At 57.1% G+C, this 23,020-nt stretch carries 20 protein-coding genes and 1 pseudogene; 10 read left to right on the top strand and 11 right to left on the bottom strand.

Going from position 1 to position 23,020, the window contains the following annotated elements; translation table 11 throughout:
* The first annotated feature begins 30 nt into the window (after positions 1 to 30).
* Both GWQ27_RS13890 and GWQ27_RS13895 read left to right on the top strand, forming a co-directional pair.
* Positions 31 to 849, top strand: a complete 819-nt coding sequence (locus tag GWQ27_RS13890) for an AraC family transcriptional regulator (RefSeq protein ID WP_005319978.1) — start codon at positions 31 to 33, stop codon at positions 847 to 849.
* 116 nt (positions 850 to 965) lie between these two features.
* On the top strand, positions 966 to 1,613 hold the full coding sequence (locus GWQ27_RS13895) for a LysE family transporter (RefSeq protein WP_005319980.1): 648 nt from the start codon (positions 966 to 968) through the stop codon (positions 1,611 to 1,613).
* 136 nt (positions 1,614 to 1,749) lie between these two features.
* On the opposite strand, the gene mgtA is transcribed toward GWQ27_RS13895, so the two are convergent.
* A complete protein-coding gene (gene mgtA / locus GWQ27_RS13900; RefSeq protein ID WP_275907584.1) occupies positions 1,750 to 4,512 on the bottom strand; it encodes a magnesium-translocating P-type ATPase in 2,763 nt (920 codons plus the stop codon).
* Between the two features lie 1,335 nt (positions 4,513 to 5,847).
* Between mgtA and GWQ27_RS13905 the strand changes: the two genes are divergently transcribed.
* Positions 5,848 to 6,882 (top strand): YeeE/YedE thiosulfate transporter family protein, encoded by a 1,035-nt coding sequence (locus GWQ27_RS13905; protein WP_234591690.1) that lies wholly within the window; start codon positions 5,848 to 5,850, stop codon positions 6,880 to 6,882.
* A gap of 111 nt (positions 6,883 to 6,993) precedes the next feature.
* Here the strand turns inward: GWQ27_RS13905 and GWQ27_RS13910 are convergent, their stop codons facing one another.
* Positions 6,994 to 7,614: a LysE family translocator gene (locus GWQ27_RS13910; RefSeq protein ID WP_275907585.1), complete on the bottom strand. Its 621-nt coding sequence runs from the start codon at positions 7,612 to 7,614 to the stop codon at positions 6,994 to 6,996.
* 101 nt (positions 7,615 to 7,715) lie between these two features.
* On the opposite strand from GWQ27_RS13910, the gene GWQ27_RS13915 reads away from it, so the two are divergent.
* Positions 7,716 to 8,663 carry a LysR family transcriptional regulator gene (locus tag GWQ27_RS13915; RefSeq protein ID WP_275907586.1) on the top strand — a complete coding sequence of 316 codons (948 nt, stop codon included), beginning with the start codon at positions 7,716 to 7,718 and terminating at the stop codon, positions 8,661 to 8,663.
* On the opposite strand, the gene GWQ27_RS13920 is transcribed toward GWQ27_RS13915, so the two are convergent.
* The 4 genes from GWQ27_RS13920 to GWQ27_RS13935 all read right to left on the bottom strand — a co-directional run bounded on the left by GWQ27_RS13920 (position 8,630) and on the right by GWQ27_RS13935 (position 11,221).
* A complete protein-coding gene (locus GWQ27_RS13920; RefSeq protein ID WP_275907597.1) occupies positions 8,630 to 9,313 on the bottom strand; it encodes a chromophore lyase CpcT/CpeT in 684 nt (227 codons plus the stop codon). The genes GWQ27_RS13915 and GWQ27_RS13920 overlap by 34 nt on opposite strands.
* A gap of 987 nt (positions 9,314 to 10,300) precedes the next feature.
* Entirely contained in the window at positions 10,301 to 10,588 is a 288-nt protein-coding gene (locus tag GWQ27_RS13925; RefSeq protein WP_005320000.1) for a hypothetical protein, read from the bottom strand.
* A gap of 33 nt (positions 10,589 to 10,621) precedes the next feature.
* Positions 10,622 to 11,041, bottom strand: coding sequence for a BON domain-containing protein (locus GWQ27_RS13930; protein ID WP_005320002.1), 420 nt, complete (start codon positions 11,039 to 11,041; stop codon positions 10,622 to 10,624).
* 27 nt (positions 11,042 to 11,068) lie between these two features.
* On the bottom strand, positions 11,069 to 11,221 hold the full coding sequence (locus GWQ27_RS13935) for a DUF3309 family protein (RefSeq protein WP_196764779.1): 153 nt from the start codon (positions 11,219 to 11,221) through the stop codon (positions 11,069 to 11,071).
* A 468-nt stretch (positions 11,222 to 11,689) separates the two neighbouring features.
* Here GWQ27_RS13935 and GWQ27_RS13940 point away from each other — a divergent pair.
* The 3 genes and pseudogenes from GWQ27_RS13940 to GWQ27_RS13950 all read left to right on the top strand — a co-directional run.
* Positions 11,690 to 11,821 (top strand): annotated as a pseudogene (locus tag GWQ27_RS13940) (DUF3313 domain-containing protein); the annotation flags it as partial.
* A gap of 242 nt (positions 11,822 to 12,063) precedes the next feature.
* On the top strand, positions 12,064 to 12,576 hold the full coding sequence (locus tag GWQ27_RS13945; RefSeq protein ID WP_058395622.1) for a cupin domain-containing protein: 513 nt from the start codon (positions 12,064 to 12,066) through the stop codon (positions 12,574 to 12,576).
* 74 nt (positions 12,577 to 12,650) lie between these two features.
* Positions 12,651 to 13,100, top strand: coding sequence for an SRPBCC family protein (locus GWQ27_RS13950; protein ID WP_111589597.1), 450 nt, complete (start codon positions 12,651 to 12,653; stop codon positions 13,098 to 13,100).
* An 80-nt stretch (positions 13,101 to 13,180) separates the two neighbouring features.
* On the opposite strand, the gene GWQ27_RS13955 is transcribed toward GWQ27_RS13950, so the two are convergent.
* A complete protein-coding gene (locus tag GWQ27_RS13955; protein WP_169047657.1) occupies positions 13,181 to 13,846 on the bottom strand; it encodes a hypothetical protein in 666 nt (221 codons plus the stop codon).
* Positions 13,847 to 14,033: 187 nt separating this feature from the next.
* Positions 14,034 to 14,534 carry a DUF1993 domain-containing protein gene (locus tag GWQ27_RS13960; RefSeq protein ID WP_169047191.1) on the bottom strand — a complete coding sequence of 167 codons (501 nt, stop codon included), beginning with the start codon at positions 14,532 to 14,534 and terminating at the stop codon, positions 14,034 to 14,036.
* 332 nt (positions 14,535 to 14,866) lie between these two features.
* On the opposite strand from GWQ27_RS13960, the gene ydfZ reads away from it, so the two are divergent.
* Entirely contained in the window at positions 14,867 to 15,064 is a 198-nt protein-coding gene (ydfZ, locus tag GWQ27_RS13965; protein WP_275907587.1) for a putative selenium delivery protein YdfZ, read from the top strand.
* 227 nt (positions 15,065 to 15,291) lie between these two features.
* Positions 15,292 to 16,695, top strand: coding sequence for a hypothetical protein (locus GWQ27_RS13970; RefSeq protein ID WP_265422385.1), 1,404 nt, complete (start codon positions 15,292 to 15,294; stop codon positions 16,693 to 16,695).
* A gap of 96 nt (positions 16,696 to 16,791) precedes the next feature.
* On the opposite strand, the gene GWQ27_RS13975 is transcribed toward GWQ27_RS13970, so the two are convergent.
* Positions 16,792 to 17,133, bottom strand: coding sequence for a ligand-binding protein SH3 (locus GWQ27_RS13975; RefSeq protein ID WP_169047188.1), 342 nt, complete (start codon positions 17,131 to 17,133; stop codon positions 16,792 to 16,794).
* 196 nt (positions 17,134 to 17,329) lie between these two features.
* Here GWQ27_RS13975 and GWQ27_RS13980 point away from each other — a divergent pair, with 196 nt between their 5' ends.
* Entirely contained in the window at positions 17,330 to 17,767 is a 438-nt protein-coding gene (locus tag GWQ27_RS13980; protein ID WP_275907588.1) for a DUF2846 domain-containing protein, read from the top strand.
* A gap of 86 nt (positions 17,768 to 17,853) precedes the next feature.
* On the opposite strand, the gene GWQ27_RS13985 is transcribed toward GWQ27_RS13980, so the two are convergent.
* Both GWQ27_RS13985 and uvrD read right to left on the bottom strand, forming a co-directional pair.
* Positions 17,854 to 20,322 (bottom strand): toll/interleukin-1 receptor domain-containing protein, encoded by a 2,469-nt coding sequence (locus GWQ27_RS13985; protein ID WP_275907589.1) that lies wholly within the window; start codon positions 20,320 to 20,322, stop codon positions 17,854 to 17,856.
* 234 nt (positions 20,323 to 20,556) lie between these two features.
* Positions 20,557 to 22,728 (bottom strand): DNA helicase II, encoded by a 2,172-nt coding sequence (uvrD, locus tag GWQ27_RS13990; protein WP_265452712.1) that lies wholly within the window; start codon positions 22,726 to 22,728, stop codon positions 20,557 to 20,559.
* Positions 22,729 to 23,020 lie beyond the last annotated feature (292 nt).

A 23,020-nucleotide genomic window follows, 5' to 3' on the forward strand; every position in this document is an offset into this window, starting at 1 on the left:
AATATTCAGGTTTCAGGTTATCAATAGCCGATGAGCGCTCCCCAATCCCGCATCCACTACTGGCAATCCCGGCTGCTGCCGGGGGTTGAACTCTCCCACTCCCACCACAGGGAGTTCAGCTATGGCCGCCACGTTCACCTGGACTATCACATAGGTCTGGTGCAGCAGGGCGGCCAGAAATTCATCCACAAGGGCAGCAGCCACAATCTGGTGCGCGGCGAGCTCTCCACCGTCAACCCGGACGAGATGCACGACGGCCTCAGCCTGCTGCCGGAAGGGTACGAGGTGCGGGTGTTTGCCATCGCACCCGAACAGCTGGCGCGCTGGCTGCCGGACAGCCCCGAGCCCTTCTTCGACAAGGGCTTGCAGAGCCGTCCCGACCTCTATCAGGGCTTCGCCCGGCTGCACATGTACCTGGACACGCCCCAGGCGGACGGCCTGCTGGCGGAGAGCCAGCTGCTGGCCCTGCTCGGCGAGCTGCTGCACATAGCGCCGGAGCGCCACGCCCTGGCGGATCCCCAACTAAGATACCTGCGCGACTATCTGCTGGCCCGACTGGATGAGCGCCACAGCCTGGAGGATCTGGCCGCCCTGTTCGGGCTGGATCGCTTCGCCTTCCTGCGTCAGTTCAAGAAAAAGACAGGCATGACCCCCTATGCCTGGCTCAAGCGACTGAGACTGGAGCAGGGCAAGCGCCTGCTCGGCAGCGGCCTGCCGGTGAGCGAGGTGGCGCTGGCAGTCGGCTTCTTCGATCAGAGCCACTTCCACCACGGTTTCCGGCAGGCATTCGGGCTGACCCCCGCCGATTACCGCCAGCAGATGCAGTCTTTTACGGGCCAGCCCGGCTAGCCAGGGCCATGACAGCCCAGCCCGGTCGATGACCGGCAGCAGATGCAATCTTTTACAATCGCCTCCCCGCCCTGATCCCCCATGCTGTCACCTCATACAGTTATCGAGGTTTCACCATGTTCACCAGCCTGTTTCTGACCATAGGTCTCATCCATCTGATCGCCCTGGCGAGCCCTGGGCCGGACTTCGCGCTGATCTTGCGTACCAGCCTGCACAGGCCAACGGCACTGGGGGCGGCGCTCGGCATAGCACTCGCCATCTTGCTGCACGCCACCCTAAGCCTGACCGGCATCAGCCTGCTGATCGCCGAACATCCCTGGCTCTTCATGGCGGTGAAGGTGGTCGGCGCCCTCTATCTGGGCTGGCTCGGGTGGGGGGCGCTCAAGGCCGCCTGGCACAGCTCGGCAACACTGGCCCTAAAGGCTGGCGGAGAGCAGCAGGGCTGGCGCAAGGGGATAGGGAGCGGGCTTGCCACCAATCTGCTCAATCCCAAGGCACTGCTGTTCTTCATGGGACTGCTGGCGGCCATGGTGACGCCGCAGGTGGATGGGCTGACGCGCGGCCTGCTGGTGCTGGAGCTGTTCCTGCTCTCTCTGGTCTGGTTCGGCGTGCTGGCCTGGAGCCTCTCCACCCCGCGGGCCCAACGCCTGCTTGGCCGGATCCAGCGTCCACTCAATCTGGTCACGGGCCTGCTGTTCGGCGCCGTCAGCCTCTCCATCCTGACCGGTATGGCCGGCGAAGCCTATGCCCTGGTCCCGCACTGACCTCCTCCCGCCCCCATGAAAAAGAGGGATGGCCTGAGCCATCCCTCTTTGCGTTCACACGGATAAAAATCCGCATGGCAGTCTGGTTCACACCGGGCACCACTGACGCTGGTGCTTGATGGCCAGGCTTATCCCGTCAGAACCACTGACAGTAGCGCTTGATGTAGATGGTCTTGATCGCCTGGGTCAGCCCCATGTAGGCCAGCATGGTGATCACCAGCCACATGAAGTACTTGGGCGCTTCCAATGTGATGAAGCCGAAGTGCTCCGCCAGCGGCGAGAACGGCAGGTAGCAGCCGATGGCGATGGCGATGGAGGTCGACAACAGCACCGGCAGGGTAGCCGTACTCTGCAGGAAGGGGATCTTGCGGGTTCGCAGCATGTGCACCACCAGGGTCTGGGAGACCAGCCCCTCGATGAACCAGCCAGAGTTCATGATGGCCTGACCGTTGACCAGGGGATCCATGCTGCCGTTGGCGGTGGCATACATGGCGCCGGCACCGAACACGAACCACATCAGGCAGAAGGTGCTGATGTCGAACACCGAGGAGGTCGGGCCGAGCCAGAGCATGAAGCGCTTGATGTTGCTCGCTTCCCACTTGCGCGGACGCTTGAGGAACTCGGGATCCATCTTGTCCCAGGGCAGCAGCATCTGGGAGACGTCATACACCAGGTTCTGGATCAGCATCTGCATCGCCAGCATGGGCGCCCAGGGCAACCAGGCGGAGGCGACCAGCACCGAGAAAACATTGCCGAAGTTGGAACTGGCAGTCATGTTGAGGTACTTGAGGATGTTGCCAAAGGTCTCGCGTCCCTTGACCACCCCCTCTTCCAGCACCATCAGGCTCTTCTCCAGCAAGATGATGTCGGCCGTCTCCTTGGCGATGTCGGCACCGCTGTCCACCGAGATCCCCACGTCCGCATCCCGCAACGCCGGAGCGTCATTGATGCCGTCACCGAGGAAACCGACCGTGTTGCCGTTGGCCTGCAACGCCTTCACCACCCGCGACTTCTGCAGCGGAGTGAGCTTGGCGAAGATGGTAGTGTGCTTGACGACTGTGCACAGGGCCACGTCGTCCATCACCTCTATGTCCTTGCCGAGCAACGGCACCCCCGGGTTCAGCCCCACATCGCGACACACCTTGCTGGTGATGATGGGATTGTCGCCGGTCAGCACCTTGACCGCCACGCCGTAGTCATTCAGCGCGCGGATGGCCGGGGCGGCTGAATCCTTGGGTGGATCGAAGAAAGTGAGGAAGCCGCGCACCACCAGTCCGGCCTCGTCACGGGTCTGATAGCTCTGCTTGCACTCGGCAGCCGGGATATCCCGGGTCGCCACTATCAGCACCCGATACCCCTCGGCGTTGAACTCCTCGCTCTGGCGCAGCAGGGCACGGCGATCGGCGTCGGTCAGCTCCCGCACCTCCTGGCCATCCGCAATGTGGCTGGAGACGGCCAGCATCTCTTCCACCGCCCCCTTGGAGACCATCAACTGCTGGCCCAGATCGTCCTGCACTATTACCGACAGGCGACGACGCACGAAGTCGAACGGCAGCTCATCCACCTTGCTGTAGTTGTCCGGCTTGCAGCTGTCACCCAGCACATCGGCGTGCTCGATCACCGCGATGTCCATCAGGTTCTTCATGCCGCTCTGATGATAACTGTTGAGCCAGGCCAGCTGCAGGATCCTGTCGTCACGGTTGCCACGTACGTTGTAATGGTGCTCCAGGATGATCTTGTCCTGGGTCAGGGTGCCGGTCTTGTCGGTGCAGAGCACGTCCATGGCGCCAAAGTTCTGCACCGAGTTGAGCCGCTTGACCACCACCTTGCGCTTGGCCATGGCCACGGCGCCCCGTGCCAGGTTGGCGGAGACTATCATGGGCAGCATCTCCGGGGTCAGCCCCACCGCCACCGCCAGCGCGAAGGTCAGCGCCGACATCCAGTCACCGCTGCTGACGCCGCTCAGCATGAAGACCACGGGCACCATCACCAGCATGAAGCGGATCAGCAGCCTGGTGACGCTGTTCACGCCGCGATCGAAGCTGGTTTCGATGCGCTTGTGGCTCACCACGTTGCGGGCCAGCGAACCGAAATAGGTGTCACTGCCGGTCGCCACCACCACCGCCTTGGCGGTGCCGCTCACCACGTTGGTGCCCATGAAGCAGATGTTGGGCAGGTCGAGCAGGCCCACCTCCCCCGTGCTGCTGCCGTCCGCCGACTTCTCGGCCACGGCTCCCAGTGTGTCGTACTTCTCCACCGGCAGGGCCTCGCCGGTCAGCACCGCCTGGCTGATGAAGAGATCGCGGGATTCGATCAGCTTGATGTCGGCCGGGATCATGTCCCCCGCCTGCAGGTGCACTATGTCACCGGCCACCAGCTCGACCATCGCCACCTCCTTGCGCTGGGAAGGGGCTCCCGGCGAAGGGCGGCGCAGCACGGTGGCGGTGTTGCGCACCAGCGACTTGAGGGTTTCGGCCGCCTTGGCCGAGCGGTACTCCTGCCAGAAGCGGAGCAGGCCGCTCAGGCTGACCATGACGCCGAGGATGATCACCTTGACCCAATCCTCGTCACCCGGCTCGGCCATCAGCACGTCCATCACGTAGCTGACCAGTCCGAGCACGATCAGCACCATCACAAAGGGGTTCTTGAACGCCTGCATCAGCTGGATCAGCGGATGGGGCGGCTTGTCGTGGGTCACCTCGTTGGGGCCGAACTGGACCAGACGGTTGGCCGCCTCGGTCGAGGTCAGGCCGTCGATATTGCCGCGCACGGCAGTGAGGGTGTACTCGAGGGACTTGTCGGCCTCGTCGAGCACCCGGGAGGAGAGCTTCTCCCTGGCACTGGTCGGGGCAACGAACCCCTGCTGCTTGTGCCGGCTGGCGGTATGTTGTTGTTTCATGACTCTTTATCCTGATTTCTACGCGCAAGCGGGCCCTGTCGCGGGCCGGGCCTAGCGTCAGTACTGATGTGAGACAGGCAATGGGCCCCCGGTTGGCGCAGGCGCAGCATGGCGCCGCCAGACGGCATGTCTGTCGGGCACGCTTGCCAGCAAGTAGGGGCTATCAGGGATCAGGACTCCGCATCCTGTTACCCGCAGGGGGATCAGGCGTGGGGAGGCGTGGACCCCGAGGGTCGAGGCTTGGGCTCTTCGGTCATACGATATCCTCCGAGTGGGGTGGAGAGAGGGCCGGGCGCGGCCACTGACAGCCAGATACGCTGTCGTTGGCGAGCATGACCCAACGGGTCTGTATTATCGGCGGACGAGTCCGGTGATCCCGCCACCAGAGCGGCATACACCCATAAAGGAAATAAGGATAACGACAGCTTGAAATAACTGGACACCGATCATGGAATAATGTCAGTGATGCCGGGCGGGTGAATATAACGGAGAAAACCGCGCCCCATGGAAATATTACGGCGCAACCTTTGCCACGACCGTAATATATTGAGCAATCACGTCAATTATTTTATTTCGCAACCTGTCCTATCGAAAACTAATCTGTTTTCAATATGGTATTGTCCATCTTGTTATTTTACGCTCGATCACTTCCCGGCCACGGTACGGATGCACGGTTCCGACGCTGTTGCGGCCCTGACGGGCAGCACCCGGGGCGCATGATGAAGCGTTCAATTGCAGGGTCGCGAGGCGGCATGACTCGCAGGTGAGCGGAACAATCCAGATTTACAACGACAATCCCTGATGAAGGCTGGGATTAAGCGGTTGTGAGAGTCGAAGGTGACTCATATAGATGCTGCACTCTATGCTGCACTCTGAGCAATCAGAGTGAGGGGGAAGAAAGGATATCAACCTCAGCTCTGGCAAGCCCACATCGCGATTTGCAATCGGCTACAACTGTCGCTTTCCATAATATCCTTCCATCTGTTGATAACACGCCGAGATTCTACCCAAAAGCATTCGAGGGCGCAAAATTTAAATTCATCTTTTTCCATTTAATTAGTTTCACACTCGTCACACCATTATTTCCCGCCCCTGAAATAGATTCATACTCATTTCGCCATGGGCCCTTGCCAGGAATTGATCTGGATAGGGTTTTGCTTTCATTTTCCGCCACAGGTACGGATCCGCGCTGGAATCGGACTCAATGTGGGAATAGGATGCACGGTTTCCACTCACACATGACGCACAGGAAACAACAAGATGAATCGAAAATGGTCGCTCCCCATCGTGGCAATCGCGGGGGGAGCGTTACTCTGGCTCGGCAACACCTTTGGTATGAAATGGGCCCTGATGGCCCTGTTAGGATTCGGCTTCGGCTTCACCCTCTCCTTCAGCCGCTTCGGCATCGTCTTCGGTTGGCGCGAAATGCTGACCAAGCGCAACAGCTACTATGTGCGGGTTCACCTGCTCACCATCGCCATCGAAATTCTGCTGTTCACCTGCTTCCTCTCCTTTAGCCACGCCCTGTTTGGCGACGCCATGGTGGGCAACGTGATGGCCATCGGCATTCCCTTCATCGTCGGCGCCTTCCTGTTCGGCATCGGCATGCAGCTGGCTGGCGTCTGCGCCACCGGCACCCTCTACTGCTGTGGCGAGGGGCAACCCCGCTTCTGGCTGGTGCTGATTTGCTACGGTATCGGCACCCTGATCAGCAACCAGTTCCGCCCCGAGCTGGAGGCTACCTTCTCCAGTCATGTGGTGCTGGCCCGCGATCTGACCGGCAATCTCTGGAGCGGCATGCTGCTCAACCTGGCGCTGGTCGCCGTGCTCTTCCTGCTGTTTCGCAACAGCGAACTAAAACGCACCGGCGAGCTCAAGCCCCTCTTCAGCGGTGGCAACCTGTTCTGGCGCGACGGCCGCTTCACCGTGCTGACCGGCGGCATCCTCATCGCCCTGCTCAACTCCTCCGTGGTCGCCCTGCACGGCTCGGCCTGGACCATCACGGGTGCCGTCTATGACATGGCGCTGCGCGGCGCCTCCCTGTTCGGCCTGTTCGAGGGGAACCCGAAACTGGCCCAGCCGCTCTTCATCAACCCCATGGTCGGCATGTTCTGGCTGGGGATCCTGGGGGCCATGCTGGCGCGCTGCATCAGCGGTGGCGGCAACTTCGCCCCGATGCGGCTCGGCAACAGCCTGGCATCCATCCTGGGCGGCCTGCTGATGGGGATGGGCGCCATGTACAGCGCCTGCAACCTGGGGGGCTTCTTCGACGGTACGGCGTCGGGCAGCCTGCACGGCTGGGTCTGGATGCTGATGGCCCTGGCCGGCAGCCTGATCGGCATTCGCCTGCGGCCGCTGTTCAAGCTCTAATGAAGTAACGGGATGGCGCACAAGTGCGCCATCCCGTTGAAATACCTTTCCTTATGTCCCGGCCTGATGGCTGCGGAGCGGGCCTCATCCCGCCCGGACTCTCCTTTTACCTCAGCCCAGCGCCCTGATCAGCAGCAGGATTGCGAAGCCGGTGAACATCACGGCCGACAAGCGGTTGATACCTCTGGCGAAACGCTCGCCATACCCCTGCATGCCTACCCAGCGAAACACCAGACAGTAGCCGCCGTGCACCACCAGCACAACGGCGCTGAAGGTCAGCGCCAGCAGCATGCACTGGCCCAGCGCCCCCTGACGAAAATCGATGAACTGGGGAAACAGGCTGGTGAAGAAGATGATCGCCTTGGGATTGAGCAGGCTGATGAGCGCTCCCTTGGCGAAACTGCGGCCGCAATCCCGATCGGTCGAGGCCCCGACGACCGGGCCGACCGCGCGCTGACGCCAGGAGTTCACCCCCAGATAGAGCAGATAGAGGGCGCCCCCCAGAGTCAGGATCTGCTGCCCATCGGCCAGCCAGTGGGTAAACCAGAGCACTGCCAGAGAGGCCAGGGTCGCGACCAGCAGGATCCCCACTGCCACTCCGACAAAACCGGCGATGGCGTGGCGGGTCCCCCGGGTCAGGGTGTTGCCTATGGTGTAGATCACCGCAGGCCCGGGGCTGAGCACAGTCCCCACGGCGAGCAGCAGGTAGAGGGCGTAATATTCGAGACTCATCACAGGGCATTCCATGGTCGGTGTGGTGCCGCCCAGTATATTGACAGTCGCTTCGCCAGCCAGACATAGTGGCGCTCGGCTTTATAAACTAGGAGTTTAGAGTGGACCGTCTGACCGCCATCGAGATCTTCGTCGAGGTCGCCCGCGCGGGCAGCTTCAGTGCCGTCGCGGAGAGGTTCGAGATGACGCCGGCCATGATAGGCAAATACATCAAGTGGCTGGAGGCCAGGGTCGGATCCCGTCTGCTCAATCGCAACACCCGCCGCCAGAGCCTGACCGAGGCGGGCATAGAGTACCTCTGCGGTTGCCAGAACCTGTTGCAGCACTATCGGGAACTGGAGCAGAACACCCGGGCCCACACAGGTCAGGCGGCGGGCAAGATCCGCATCAATGCCCCCATCACCTTCGGCAGCTATCGGCTGACCCCCTTGCTGTGCCGCTTCATGGCGCAGTATCCACAGATCCGCATCGAGCTGGATCTCTGCGATCGGCTGGTCGATGTGATTGGCGACGGTTTTGACCTCATCTTTCGGGTCGGCACCCCCAAGGATGCCGCCTACATCGCCCGCCCACTGACCAGATCAACCTCTGTGTTCTGCGCCTCGCCGCGCTATTTGCAACGCCACGGCACCCCCATGGCACTGGCTGACCTGGCCCGCCATCAGTGCCTGGGTTTCACCCCCTGGCTGACACAATCGAGCCTGGCAGAGGAGTTTCCCCTCGAACACCTGCACCTGTGGGACAGCCAGTTCATCAGCAACCATGGCAGCGCCCTCAAGGTAGCCGCGATCAACCATGCGGGCATAGTGCTGCAACCCAGGGCCCTGCTGACTCAGGAGCTGGAAAGCGGCGTCCTGCTGGAAATACTGCCGGATGCTCTGCCCGCCCCTCGCCCTGTCAACATGCTCTATCCCGCCAGAGAACCCATGCCGCTGCGCTTGCGGCTGCTGATCGACTACCTCAGCGAGCAGCGTCATGAACTGGATCAGCCCGCTCAAGAGGGAGACCAGGCCGGCTACTCCCCGCGCTGCTTCACCTTGCGCAGATAGACATAACCCTCACCCGGGCTGCCCCAGCGCTGATGGGCCTCGTTGTCGTAGGCGCGATCCAGCAATCTGACGCTGTCGGGGCCGACCCAGAGATATTGCACCAGTGTGCTGGCACCGCCGAAGTTGGTGGCGCAGCTGCCGACCTTGCTGTGGCCTGCATACTCCCCCGAGGGTTGACGGCTCAGCCAGACCTCGCAGCCCTGGCGCAGAGAGAGCTGTTGCGGGGTAAGGGAGTCAAGCAGTCCGGGGTCACGCCAGGCACCGGCAAAGTCGACGGCTCTGGGCATGGTCAGTTCGGCCATCAGGATGCGGCCGTCGGGCACGGGAGAAAAACGGTAGATACGCTGACGGAACGGGCGCACCGAGCGCTCGGTCAGGAACTGCTCGGCATAGACCCAGCGAAAGCCTTGATGACCGGGCCAAATCTCCACCAGCCGCAGCTCGGCGCTGGTGAAACGAGTGTCATAGCCGGCCTGCTCGCGACTGGAAAACTCGCCGGTAAACCAGGAGAGCAGCGGCTCCATGCCGGCCCGGGTCGTTGTCGCACTGGCCGCTGACGGGCCGGTCGGAATGGCGACAAAAGGTGTGGGTGCCGCCCATACCAGACTGGTGCAGAGCAGCCCGAACAGGGCCGCCATCAGCGTGACCATCGAATCCATCCGAATCATTTTCATGGCGGCGATTATATGAGCGAATGGCCGCAATAACCTCAACCTTGATCAAATCCTTACCAATCCACTGAAAAATCACAGTGTTAGCGAAAGAAGCTGACGGCGGATACGCAACAAAGATGAGAGCGGCAACCAGTGAGCCGGATCGAGGAATAGACGATCTCCTGCATCTGCCGGGTCGAGGTAGTCGCCGTCAGAAAAGCAGAGTCACAGGTTTGCCATAACCAGAGCGCAGCAAAGCTGCGACAGCAGCAGGCGAGGCGTCAGCAGAAACAGTGGCCAGAGGACGCAAACAAGTCAGATACCCCCCCGGCATGGGCAGGGCCAGCTCGGCAAAGGTGTGTCCCTGAAGCAAACCTCCCCAGACCAGGAGATCATTCTCTGTGAGCATTGACCACCAGGAGGCGTACGGGAACAGAGGAAAGGAGATCGTAAACAACAGGCCGCTGAGCAACGCCAGTAATATCCGCAACCATAGCCATCGCAGTATGAACGTCCATCACGACATCAGTTACTCCCCTCAAGTGATGGAGCAGCATGCGAAGAGAGTGGCCACTTTTGAAGCCCTTTGGCCCCACCTGATTTGAACGATTTCCAGCAAAATACTTTATACGAGGCCACTCATTTGGTTTATCCAAGAAAAACAAACGCTACGCTCAGGAAGTATCTTGCCACTCCCCTACGGCCTGACGTCGGTGACGGAAGCAGGAAAGGCGTACTGGATCGCGGGTCAAACAAGGGGGAGCTCTTTTCCACAGACCCGGACTGATGTAGTGCTGTGGTGTGTATCTATTCGACCTGTCGCTGAACCGCGCCGGCCTTGATGGGATATGTCAGTGAAGCGCGCAGCCACCGGGGTGTGCGGCCAGATGAGAGAATCATCATCCCAGCTTTCGCGGGGATGATGATTTTATGCCTGATTTTCGCAGCTGGGCCAAATTGGCCCAAAAACGTAAAACGCAGTGCTTACTTGAATTTCGACTGGGCTTCGGCCAGACCAGTCTTCAAGTCGCTCCACATCTTGTCAGCGGTCAACTTGACCTGCTCCCAGGATTCACCGCTTGCCTTGCCGAGCTCATCCATCTTGTCGGAGGCAGCGTGCTGTTTGGCACGCAAAGCCTGGATCTCCTTCGCCCGTTTGACTTTCAGGTCGGCCGAGATATTTTCCATTTTGGCTTCCAGCAGATTGATCTGACTGCTCCACTCATTGAGCTGAGCATTCAACTTTTCCTTGTATGCCTTTTGCACTTCCATAGTGTTCTCCTTGGGTGCTGATGAGCGATGGCGTTATTGGACAGCCGTGACAACGAGCTGGTTAACGACACCCTTGACGCCGCTGATGGCCATCGCACGGGCACTGGCCTTGTCGCTGTTGATTCGCGAATCGACAGTACCGGTCAGAGTGACCATACCCTGGACAGTGTTGACACTGATGTCCATTGACTTCAAACCAGGCTCGCTGAGGAACTCGGCTTTGACCTTGGCCGTCACTTCGGTGTCATTCCAGGACTGGGCACTTTTGGCAGTTTGCTCAGTCATCTTGTCTTCATACTTGTCGACGGTTGCATCGACTTTCTCGCCAGTCTCGCTGGCAGCGTCATCAATTTTCTTGCCGGCCTGTTCGGCCGACCCTGGCTGGTCGCATCCGCTCACCCCGAGTGTGAGGAGCAGCGAGATGGCGATGAGGATAGCTTTGCTTTGTATCATGTGGTGGTTTCTCCGGTGCTAGGTTGCCTAGATCTTGCCGAGCAAGACTAGGATGAGCAGTATGGTCAGCACCAGTCCAATGGCGCCGCTTGGGCCGTAACCCCAGCCTCGGCTGTGCGGCCAGCTTGGAATGACGCCGATCAACAACAAGACAAGAACGATCAGCAGAATGGTTCCCATGGTCATTTCTTTCTCCTAAATGTTGCATATTGGATGACATAAACGACCCATGCCGTGGTGATGGTGCTCCGGATACGGGGTCTGGTCTGTTCTCCAACGCACAGACAACCCCTTCGATATGGCGGAGCGAGAGCGGTTCGCTGATGAAATCGACCGCCTGGATGCGGCACTGCCAGCCCGACATCTGACGTTCGTCGGCCATGATCCTGCGGGCTCAGCTGACAATCCGTCTTCTTGGTCAGTGCATTGGCCCCCCTGCAGCCCGCGTCACGGCTGCATCAGCAAGGTTATTGACCCGGTGCAACACCAAGCAGCCGGAGGCGACGGGCTCATTCTGCAAGGGGGTCTGCAAACGCATTTCCTTGATGGACCATACCGCTTCTGTCACCCACAACATCTTCTGCATCCGCCCACACTCACAGCGTCAAACCATGACACTGCACAGGACAGGGAGCCGAGCCGGGCTGGGTGATGGATGCCCGCGAAAGCCCGGACAGCACCCACAAGGATGAGCCCATCACCACCGAGGAGATGGAGAAGATGATCGACCAGTGGGCTCCCAGCCACGCCAAACAGCTGGCGGACAATATTGGTAGATAACAGCGGCAAATAAGCATCCGAAAACAGGTGCTGACAAGAGCGAGAGAGGGAGCCAACGGCTCCCTCTTTTTTGCCTTTGGCATGGCTGCACAGCCCTTGCTGGACGAGCGCGCGACACGTAGCCGAGTCCGCCGTCTCGCCATCAGTAGTGAAACCGGCTGCCGATTTCTACTTTTCTCCCCCGCATTCTGGCAGTTAGGATGACCCTCCCGTGACTGCATCCTCATAGAAAAGGAACCACTATGAATCGCCACCCCTGCATCAAACACTGGCGCGAGCTGCAAGAGCAGACGCCGCGCTACTACTCCGGCAGTCAGGAGCCGCTTTCCCGCGGCTGCGCCCTCGGCAAGCACTTTGGCTTTAGCCGGATCGGCATTCACCACGAGATCGTCGAGCCCGGCCACCGCACCAGTTGGCCCCACGCCGAAAAGACCGAGGACGAGTTCGTCCACGTATTGGAAGGGACGCCGGATGTCTGGCTCGACGGCGTGCTCCATCGGCTGCAACCGGGCGACTCGGTGGGCTTCAAGGCCGGTGACGGGCTGTCCCACGCCTTTATCAACAACACCGAAGAGACTGTTCGGCTGCTCTGCATCGGCGACACGGATCGGGAGGACAACCGTATCCACTACGCCGTTCACCCCGAGCGCAACATCACCCTCGGCAAGTTGCACTGGGATGACGTCCCCGAGCGCGAGCTGGGTGATCATGACGGCCTGCCGGACAAGCTGCGCGACAGTAACGGCCCTTTCTGATCCGGCGCTCATACCGGAATGACCCAGCACTGGCGGCTATCCTTGATGCGGATCTCAATCAGGAGGAGTTGATCATGACGACGGGAACAGTACGACTGCACAGGGTGCTCAAGGCTCCGCCGATGCGGGTCTATCGGGCCTTTATCGAGGCGGATGCGCTGGCCAAGTGGCTGCCGCCCCACGGCTTTACCTGCCAGGTAGCGCAGCTGGAGGCTCGAGTTGGCGGCTCGTTTCGGATGTCATTCTGCAATTTTGCCAGCGGGCATGCCCACGCCTTCGGTGGCGAGTACCTCGAGCTCGAACCCGGCAAGCGCATCCGCTACACCGACAGCTTCGACGACCCCAACCTGCCAGGGGTGATGCAGGTGACCATCAGCCTGACCGGAGTGCTTTGCGGCACCGAGCTTGCCATCGAGCAGGCCGGGATCCCCGAAATCATACCGGTGGAGATGTGCTATCTCGGCTGGCAGGAATCCCTGACCCAGCTGGCCGCCCTGGTCGAACCCGAGATCCCGCCGGGCTGAGTGGTGCCCACGCAAGAGCCTGCCAGCTGGCAGGCTTTTTTATTGCTAGCGGCCTAGGTGCGCCCGGCCGCCATCCGGGCTCAGCGGCCGAGAGCGTTGTCCAGCGGGAAGGCGAAGAGATCGCGGCGATAGGTCTCGACCACCAGGCTGAACGGTACGCCATCACCCCGTGAGAGGATGGCGCTATGCTGCAGCACCCGCTCGGGGATCGCCAGCGGCTGGTCACTGCTGGTGAGGGTGGGCATCTGCATCTCCCAACCGGCCGGCAGGGGCGCCCACAGCAGGGTGGAAGAGAGGGTACGGCGGCTGAAGTTCAGCGCCTTGACGGCCAGGCCAAACGGGGTATCGCTGGTGTCGAGGAGCCGGTTCATCTCCGGTGTGAGGCGGCTTTGCACGTACCAGTTGTCCGCTTCGGAGAAGACATGATCGCCGCAGGCGAGCTGTACCCGGCGATAGCCGACGGGCTCATCGGCCGCGATCTTGAGCTGCTCGCGGACGGCAGCATCGGCCGGTTTGCGGGTACGCTGATCACGCAGGGCGCGGATACGCGGCTCACCGGCCATCTGGTGGTCGGCGCACCAGTTTTGCAGGGTGACGGTGGCGCTCGGGTTGCTGAGCAGGGTGGCATTGAGGGTCTGCAGCAGCGCCTGCGCCTTGAGACGGGTGACGGGGGTGTCGGGCCAGCTGGCAGCAACGCTTTCCTGCGCCTGCACGGCGCCATGGCACAGCAAGGCCGCCAACATAATTACTCGAATCTTCATGTTTTTATTACCCTTTCTACTTTGACGCTGGATTGTAACCCCGCGCGAGTCGAAGACCACGCCTTTATGCCCAGAGCCGTCGCCAGCGGCCATGCCGACAGATCTGTCTTCCCCCCGTTTGCGGATAAAAAAAGTCTGCCAGCGGGCAGACTGTTTCGTACCTGAGTGCGGCTTATTGCAGCTTGATGGCGCCCAGGTAATCCCCCTTGCCGAGATCGACCCCGGCCCGGCGCAGCAGGGCATAGGTCATGGTGAGGTGGAAATAGAAGTTGGGGATGGCGTACTCATGCACGCAGGTATGACCGTCCATCCCCTTGCCGCCCGCCCAGTGGGGGACGTAGCGACCGCTCTCGAACTGGCTGAAATCGGCATCCAGCTTGCTCTGCAAAAAGGCGATGGTCTTGCCGATATGGGCGCGCAGATCCGCCATTGTCCTGGGCTCATCCCCCATCACGGGCTGCTCGCCGTGACTGGCGGTGGCGACACAGGCCCGAGCCGAATCGCAGCAGATCAGCACCTGCTTGCTGAGTGGCAGCATGTCGACGATCAGCCGATCGCCGAAGAAGTTCTCCACATTGAACTGCTTCGCCTCGGCATGGGCGGCGGCCTTGGCCAGGCACAGGTCGAGGTTGGTCAGCATCTTGATAAACTGGGCAGCAATATCACGGTTCATGGTGCGTTCTCGGTTGGTTGAAGGCAGTTAAACGAGCGGCACCACTATAGCGCATCCCCTCGCAGTATCACCCCCACCCCACAACCGCCGCGACAAGGTATGCCCATCGACAGGAAGCTGCATATTGGGACACCCATCTTTTACCTATCACCAACCTGGCTAAGGCTTGCTTAGAAATATGGGTGTCCCAGATTTACTTGAGGCTGCCGGCACCCTGAGTCCTTCTTTGGCTCTTTTTTGATCTGTAACATGCATCACGCTTTTTCAGGGGCGTAGGCTGATCCCGCAGCCCGGGCATCCAACCGGGTACAACACAAGAAAAGGAGAGTGCCATGAAAATCTATGACCGAAACCGCAATGCGCTGAAGCTGGGTCAGCGCGTCATGATTGCCGCCACCGGCGCCGTCGACGTTCTGAAAGAGGCCCACACCGACAACATGACCCCCTATCAGGCGGAGCATGAGAAGTGCGTGCGGCTGGCAAACACTCAAGAGCGTTACGCGCCCATCGAGTTGATTAGACTAGGCTGATCCCTTTCCCTGTCACCCTACTCTTTACAATTCACCCGGCCACTGCGCCCCGTCTGGCGGCCGGGTTTCTACGCTCTACATCCGTCTCCACGCCGCGTCATGGGAACATGCACGCTATCGGCACGGGAGATCACCATGAATAGGGGGTGGCTCAACCCCTTCCACTACATCAACTCACCTGTACGGACTACCCTCATCGGAGTGCCACATAACAAGGAGAGTGAATCATGTACGGGAAAATCCTTCTGATCGTCTGTCTGTTATTACAGGGTTGTACCAATACCCCTCAACGCCGGCTTGCCTCGGCAGAAAAGCAATTGAGTACGGATGGTGAAACCACCATGCTGTATCACTCTGTTCTTTATTATCCGGATGAACTGAGTTTGCGTTTTGATGGTTATCTGATTGGCGTGGAAAAAAGCCCGCGTGATCTGGTCTCTACACCGCAAAGCGTGAAGGTCAGAACACCATCAGATAAGACCTTAAAGACATCAACAGACGCATTATTGAACCAGCCCAAGTTGTTGTATATCTCGCATATTCTGCAAGAACAGGCTCAACCCCAATCTGCCGAAAACCATACCTGTGCCTTGTATAACCTTTATCAACGACTGGACCCCGCACAATCCCAGCTGGTTGAACCCTGCGCCGAGCAGAATATGCTACCGATGGCCACCACGCATCGGCGTTGCCAGGATAAAGAGGTCTGCGGTTATGACGACAGTTGGGATGCGCTGAAGCTGTTAAAACAGAGCATGATTCAGCGCCTGATGACCCAGGCCAATACAGGCAAGCCCTACAGCGACATTGTGGTCATTGTCATGGGCTGGAATACGGTGCAAGAAGAAGCCATTCGCAACTTCAACTCCATCATGCTCAATGTGAAACGCAGTGCCCCTGCCGATTTCAATCCCCTGGTTATCGGTGTCACCTGGCCTAGCCAATGGAGCAGCAGTTGGATTGAACCGATTTATCGACTCACCAGCTTCCCCACCAAGGCCGGCGACGCCGACGAACTCGGCCTGAGCTGGCTGGGAGTGCTGATACAGCAGACACTGCCGGAAGTAAAAGCCGCATTGCCTCAAGCCCAGCAAGCGCAACTCACGACCTCGCTGATTGGCCATAGCTTTGGCAGCCGCGCTTCCAATGTGGCTGCCTGCTTTGGTCCGGCCATTTATCAGGATCACTACCAGCCCCCCACTGCGGGCATTGATAACCTGATCAACCTGCAAGGAGCCTTTAAACTGACCCAGCTGACCGATAACGCCACATCGACCTCAGCGACGGTATTTTGCCCTCTGGTCAAGCAGGTAGCGCTGACGGCATCGATCAATGACCAAGCCATGAGCAAGGCGCCCGGGGGAGGCTATGCCGGCGATGCCAGGAGCTATGCAGATATTTGCTCCAATACCAACACCCTTATTCGCTGCGCCTTCGCCGATCATCACGGTAACCTGTTCGGTGTCAGCGGCTCAGCCCGCAGCAACATCACCTATATCGATGCGAGCAGTCTCATCAGTGAGAACGCCTATCTAAGTGGTGGTGGCGCGCACAGTGACATCTATCGCAAAGAACATGGCCGTCTGATTTATCAGCTGATGCGACAGGGAAAAACTCCTCCTCTTGATTGAGAGAGCAGCGCAGCATTCACACTGGATCCGTCTGTCTGCTGTGCCATATCGTTCCGGCGGGTGATCACAACACCTCACCCGCCACCATCAACGACCTCAAGAGACTGGCGCGATGGCGCTGGCCGGTATCCAGCCTGATTGCCCTGCTTCGTTATGTACCCAAAGCCAGCCTGCCAGCTCGCGCTCCACCCGTACCCGTTCCCCCACCACCACATCCAGCTCGCGGGCGGTGTAATCCTGCTGTGCCAGCGCCTCCCCTTCTGCGGCAAGGGTCAGCAGTGACAGGGGCGCCCATCCCTCGTTGCCGTCTGTGGTCAAGGTGCGCACCCAGCCCGGAAATTCGTCATCCTCGTGACCGATGCGCACCCGTTCCCCGGCTCGAAAGGCGATGGGATTGGGATAATCGGTGTGGTGAGCCGTGGTGATCAATGCCTGCATTGTCTCTCTCCAGAAAAGTCATCCTCTCGCCACTATCGCAGCAACTGGCCAGCCCGAGGAGAGACGTTGCATATCGGCCTCGATTAATTCCCGGAAAAGAGAAGCGGGTCACGGCTTGAACGGCAATGGGCAATTGCCAGCCAACCAAGCCCCATGCGAACCTTTAAACCCCATTAACCCACTAAAAACAAAAACTATGTTCAGGCAAATAATGATGGGTGCCGCCCTGCTGTCGGCGGCGCTGCTTTCCGGTTGTGCTTCCGTACCCATGGCTGATGCCACCGCAGACGTGCAGGCCAAGCAGTTTGTGGCGCCCAAGGATGCGGCCAACCTCTATATCTATCGCAACGAGACCTTCGGTGCCGCCGTCAAAATGCCGCTGCTGGTGGATGGTATGGCGGTCGGTGATACCGTGGCCCACACCTACATCCTCAAGCAGGTGACACCGGGCAGCCACACCATCACCTCCAAGTCGGAGAACGATGCCACCCTGACTCTCAGCACCGAGGCGGGTAAAAACTACTACGTCTGGCAGGAGGTCAAGATGGGCCTGCTGATGGCCCGTTCCAAGCTGAGTCAGGTCAGCGAAGAAGAGGGCAAGCAAGGGGTGATGGAGAGCAAGTTGGTCAAGTGATCAGATACCTTCGCCAAACAAACAGGGCGTAGCGTTACCAGCTACGCCCTGCTCAGGAAGGTGGATGACCTAGGATATCTTCTGCTCTAACGTTGATGTTGATATTGCTTCAACTTTTCGTAGAACTGACTTAACTCATCGCTAGTTAACTCACTCAATTCCTTCCTGCAAAGATCTATGGCTTCTTGATCTTGATTTATTAATGTTAGGTAAATAGCTTTGTAACGAATAAAGCTCCCGTAAGTTTGCGATTTAGGGGAATCAGTTTGCTCCAACCTTTCGATGGCATATTTTAACTTTTCAAGATTTTTATATTGAATTGACAAGTCACATAAAGTCAAAACAGGATACTTAATGTCTGGGAAGTCCAAAATTCCTTGTTCTATAACAGAAAAGGCTTCGTCAATTTTATTATCTATCTTTGCAAGAGCCTTAGCTTTAGCCGAACAGTATATTTCCTGTGAACGTTGGGCTGGATTTGATTTTAGTTTTTCTAGGATTTCCTCAACAACACTTACATCTATATTTGCTATATCCTTATAGATTAGGCAATTGAAATAGTTGTTTGCATGGATAGGATTGTTTTTTTGTTTTTCATAAACATCTTTTGCAAGCCCGAGCGCAAGATTATATTCTTCATTTTGTAAATAAAGCAGTACTAGCTCACTTTTCGCTTTGTTATCGTTGGGGCGCTTTGCTAACACTCGCTTGTAGGATTCAATAGCCCGAGTTCTTTGACGCGTGATTCTGAAATAGAAGCCATGAAGAAATGAACTATCTGGCTCTTTAATATGCCTTACCACATTAAAAAACTCTTTGTCATGTAGCCTAGCTAATGACTGACACTTCATGAACATGATATGGTAAATAATACCCTCATGCATATACTGAGAGTTATCGAGTACTCTGTTTGCTAATCTTATGGCCTCTTTATAATTCGCTGAACCGCCTTTCTCATACAATGCTTTTATTGTTTTCACAAAGTACGAAGGCACTAGAATTCGGTTATCTATTTCTTGTCCTGATTTGATCGCTTCTTGTATTGAAAATATGTACTCTGACAAATCTCTATTATCATCTGTATATTCTGCAATGAATTCCTTAATATGCTCCTTGAGAACTTTATCATACTCCAAAGATGTCCCAAACTTACTTCTAGATATATAGTCCTGTATGACCTGATTCACTCTGATGTAATCGTTATTAACTCCAAGATGCTCGCAAATCGACAGATTAATAAAGGTTTGAGTTAGGGGGTAAAATGCATTTTCATCAACCAATGAAAATAAAAACTCATAGCTTATAAACTCGAATTTTGAAAGAAAGTATAGGAAGCTTAGTTTTTCCTCATCATCATGGAAGCTTTCTATTATTACTTTTGCTTTATCATTGGCATATTCTCTTATCGCATGTGCATCTTTCTTAGCCGCATAAAGGCTACTATCACATATGGTGTCAACAGCAAAAAGCACTTGCTCTGGATATCCTGATAACAAGTCTGAGAAAAATTTCAGGTCATCCCGTTCTAGTTCTAAACCTCTGAATTGAGCATAACGCTTTAGTAATCCCCTTCGCTCATTAACATTTAACTCAGGAATTTCTTCGAAATAATATTCTGGATTCCTATTGGTGAAAGATTTATTGCCACGAAACATTGAGGCTATGCAAAATGTTAAATGTCCATGTGACTTAATGCGATCAATTATATTTATGAACCAACTTATAATGCTACTATCTGGCTGAATTATAGCGCCTTTGTCTTCAATGAGAATACGCTCTTTTTCGTCGATTATTCCTTCGACGAGTTGTACAGCAATATTTATCTTATCATCAATGGGGGTGGTCATTAAATCTCGGATTTCACCTATATCAGAAAGACCAAGGTCATCAATTTTTAATATAAAATCCTCAATGCTGTCTGTTTGCTCCATTTGAATTATGGGGAACTCGTATGACTCTCTTACTATGGTGGATTTAGTGAGCGCATTTTTAATGAACGATTTTCGCCCAATAGAGTTTAACCCTGATGCAACAAACACTATTGGTGTGGGTTTGTCAAAATCATCAAAGCGTTGTTCCACATTGGTTGTTTTATCATTTCTTCCGACATAAATTTGTTGGCGTTCTTTTAATGTTGGGTGTGTTTTAAAGGCAATCTCTCTCAATCTTGCATTTATTTTTCTGATCGCTACTTTGGTCTTTTTTATTGGTTGAATATTGAAGCCATTCTTCATCCATAATGGAATTCGAGCATCAGTATAATCAATTTTATTGTCAATTATTATAGGGTAAATACGTTGAATATGACCAGTATCTACTTTGGTCTTTGCTAGTTGAATTTCATGTTTAACCCATTCTGACTCAAGGGCTGCATCAGATAAAAACAAAACAAATAATGATGTATCATCCAAACCATTAATTATCTCCTCAGCCGGAGACATCCCTTTTTCAAAAGTTTGCTCATCAAATATTCTTGTTTCTCTACGGAGTCCAGATGCGACTTCTCGGACATATTCTTTGTCTTTGGAGCTATGAGATAGAAAACACTTTATCATACAGGGATCTCTATATAAGATTAAAAATGAAATAACATCAACAGTTTACGTGAGCTGAGAGCTTATTTGGAAGAAAAGTATCTGAACTAAGTCACATAATTGATATGTTTTCAGCTCATAGGTTCGAATAGCGAAGCGTATTCGGACGATCGCGTCATTAAAGCTGTCGCTATGAACAATAGATAAAACCAACCCGGCCTAAGCCGGGTTGATCGCATCAAAAGGCGAGAAAAATCAAAGCGCTTCCAATCTGGCATAGGCCGTCACCAGCCACTTGGCGCCGACGTCGTCGAACTGGATCTGCACCCGGCTCTGCTGGCCGACCCCTTCGAAGTTGAGCACTATACCCTCCCCGAATTTCGGGTGGAGCACCCGCTGGCCGAGCGTGATGCCGCTGGCATCGAAGCTCTGCTGCACCTCGTTCTGGCTGAAGCGGCCGTACTGGGTGGGTCTGCTCACCTGAGTGCGCAGCCGGATCTCTTCCAGGCATTCGGCAGGCATCTCGCGGATAAAGCGGCTCGGCTTGTGGAACATCTCGCGGCCATAGATGCGGCGGCTCTCGGCATAACAGATGTAGAGCTTCTCCATGGCGCGGGTCATGCCGACGTAACAGAGGCGCCGCTCCTCTTCCAAGCGGCCCGACTCCTCGGTCGATTGCTGGCTGGGGAACATGCCCTCTTCCACGCCCACCAGCAGCACCAGCGGGAACTCCAGCCCCTTGGCGCTGTGCAAGGTCATCAGCTGCACAGCGTCGGCATATTCGTCTGCCTGATTCTCGCCGGATTCCAGCGCCGCGTGGGCGAGGAAAGCGGAGAGATCGCTCATCTCTTCCAGCTCGTCCGGGCGCTGGTATTGACGGCAGGCGGTGACCAGTTCCTCCAGGTTCTCTACCCGTGCCTGGGACTTCTCGCCTTTTTCCGCCAGATACATGGCCTTGAGGCCGGAATTCTGGATGGCGATATCCGCCTGCTGGTGCAGTGGCAGCATGCCGACCTGTTCTTCCAGCGCGTCGATCAGATCGACAAAGCCGCGCACAGCGTTACCGGCGCGACCGGTCAGCACCTTGTCATTGAGCAGCCCCTTGGCCGATTGCCAGAGGTTCTGTCCCTGATCCCGGGCGTTGGTGCGCAGTATCTCGAGGGTGCGATCACCGATGCCGCGGGTCGGGGTGTTGACCACCCGCTCGAAGCTGGCGTCGTCGCCACGGTTGTTGATCAGCCGCAGGTAGGCCATGGCGTCCTTGATCTCTTGCCGTTCGAAGAAGCGCAGGCCGCCGTAGATGCGGTAGGGCATGGCGTCTTGCATCAGCGCCTCTTCCAGCACCCGCGACTGGGCGTTGGAGCGATACAGAATGGCGCAGTCGGCGAGCAGGCCGCCCTTCTCTTTCCAATCCTTGAGGCGGCCGACCACGAAGCGGGCTTCGTCCACCTCGTTGAAGGCGGCATAGAGGGAAATAGGGTCGCCCTCGGCCCCCTCGGTCCACAGCTCCTTGCCGAGCCGCTCCGAGTTGTTGGCAATGACGCAGTTGGCGGCTTTGAGGATATTGGCGGTGGAGCGGTAGTTCTGCTCGAGGCGAATGGTTTCGGCCCCCTGATAGTCGGTCAGGAAGCGCTGGATGTTCTCTATCTTGGCGCCGCGCCAGCCGTAGATGGACTGGTCATCGTCGCCGACGATCATCACCTTGCCGCTGTCGCCTGCGAGCATCCGCAGCCAGGCGTACTGGATGCCGTTGGTATCCTGAAACTCGTCCACCAGTATGTTCTGGAAGCGATCCCGGTAGTGCTCGAGGATGTGGGGCTTGTTGAGCCATAGCTCGTGGGCGCGCAGCAGCAGCTCGGCAAAATCCACCAGCCCGGAGCGATCGCAGGTCTCCTGATAGGTCTTGTAGATCTGCTGATAGGTGCGGGTGACGGGGTCGCCGTAGAGGTCGATGTCGCCGGGGCGCAAGCCCTCGTCCTTCTTGCCGTTGATATAGCTCATCACGGCGCGCGGGGCCCAGTGCTTCTCGTCCAGGTTGAGCGCCTTGATGACGCGGCGGATCAGCCGGTACTGGTCGTCGGAGTCGAGGATCTGGAAATCCTGCGGCAGGCCCGCGTCCAGATGATGGGCCCGCAGCAAGCGGTGGGCGATACCGTGGAAGGTGCCGATCCACATGCCGCGCTGCATGCTGCCCAACACCTTCTCGACCCGGCCGCGCATCTCGGCCGCCGCCTTGTTGGTAAAGGTCACGGCTATGATGGAGAAGGGTGAGCAACGCTCCACCTGCATCAGCCAGGCAATACGGTGCACCAGCACCCGGGTCTTGCCCGAGCCGGCGCCCGCCAGCACCAGCAGATTGCTGCGAGGGGCCGCCACCGCGTCTCTTTGCTTGTCGTTGAGCCCGTCGAGCAGGGTTGAAACGTCCATCACCACTCCTGTTTATTTATACAGGCGGGGATTATACGACCTGTGGCGCCACAGACCAAATCCGAGTGAATGACGAGCCGCTGCGCTTGTATAGGGGCGGCTTGGTGGCGGGCCGGGACCGGGAAAATCATGAACCGGCACCAATAGAAACCGCGTCTCCTCCGTCCAGACGAAAACGCTTGCTTATAACCATATGAATGTAAACACAAATGTCGTTTGAAGCCTGGGCTTCACAGAATTTAAATCTAAAAAAAGACATTAAAACAAACACTTATAAATTGATCTGCTTATA

The sequence above is a fragment of the Aeromonas sp. 5HA1 genome (assembly GCF_029237245.1).
Taxonomy (GTDB): Bacteria; Pseudomonadota; Gammaproteobacteria; order Enterobacterales; family Aeromonadaceae; genus Aeromonas; species Aeromonas salmonicida.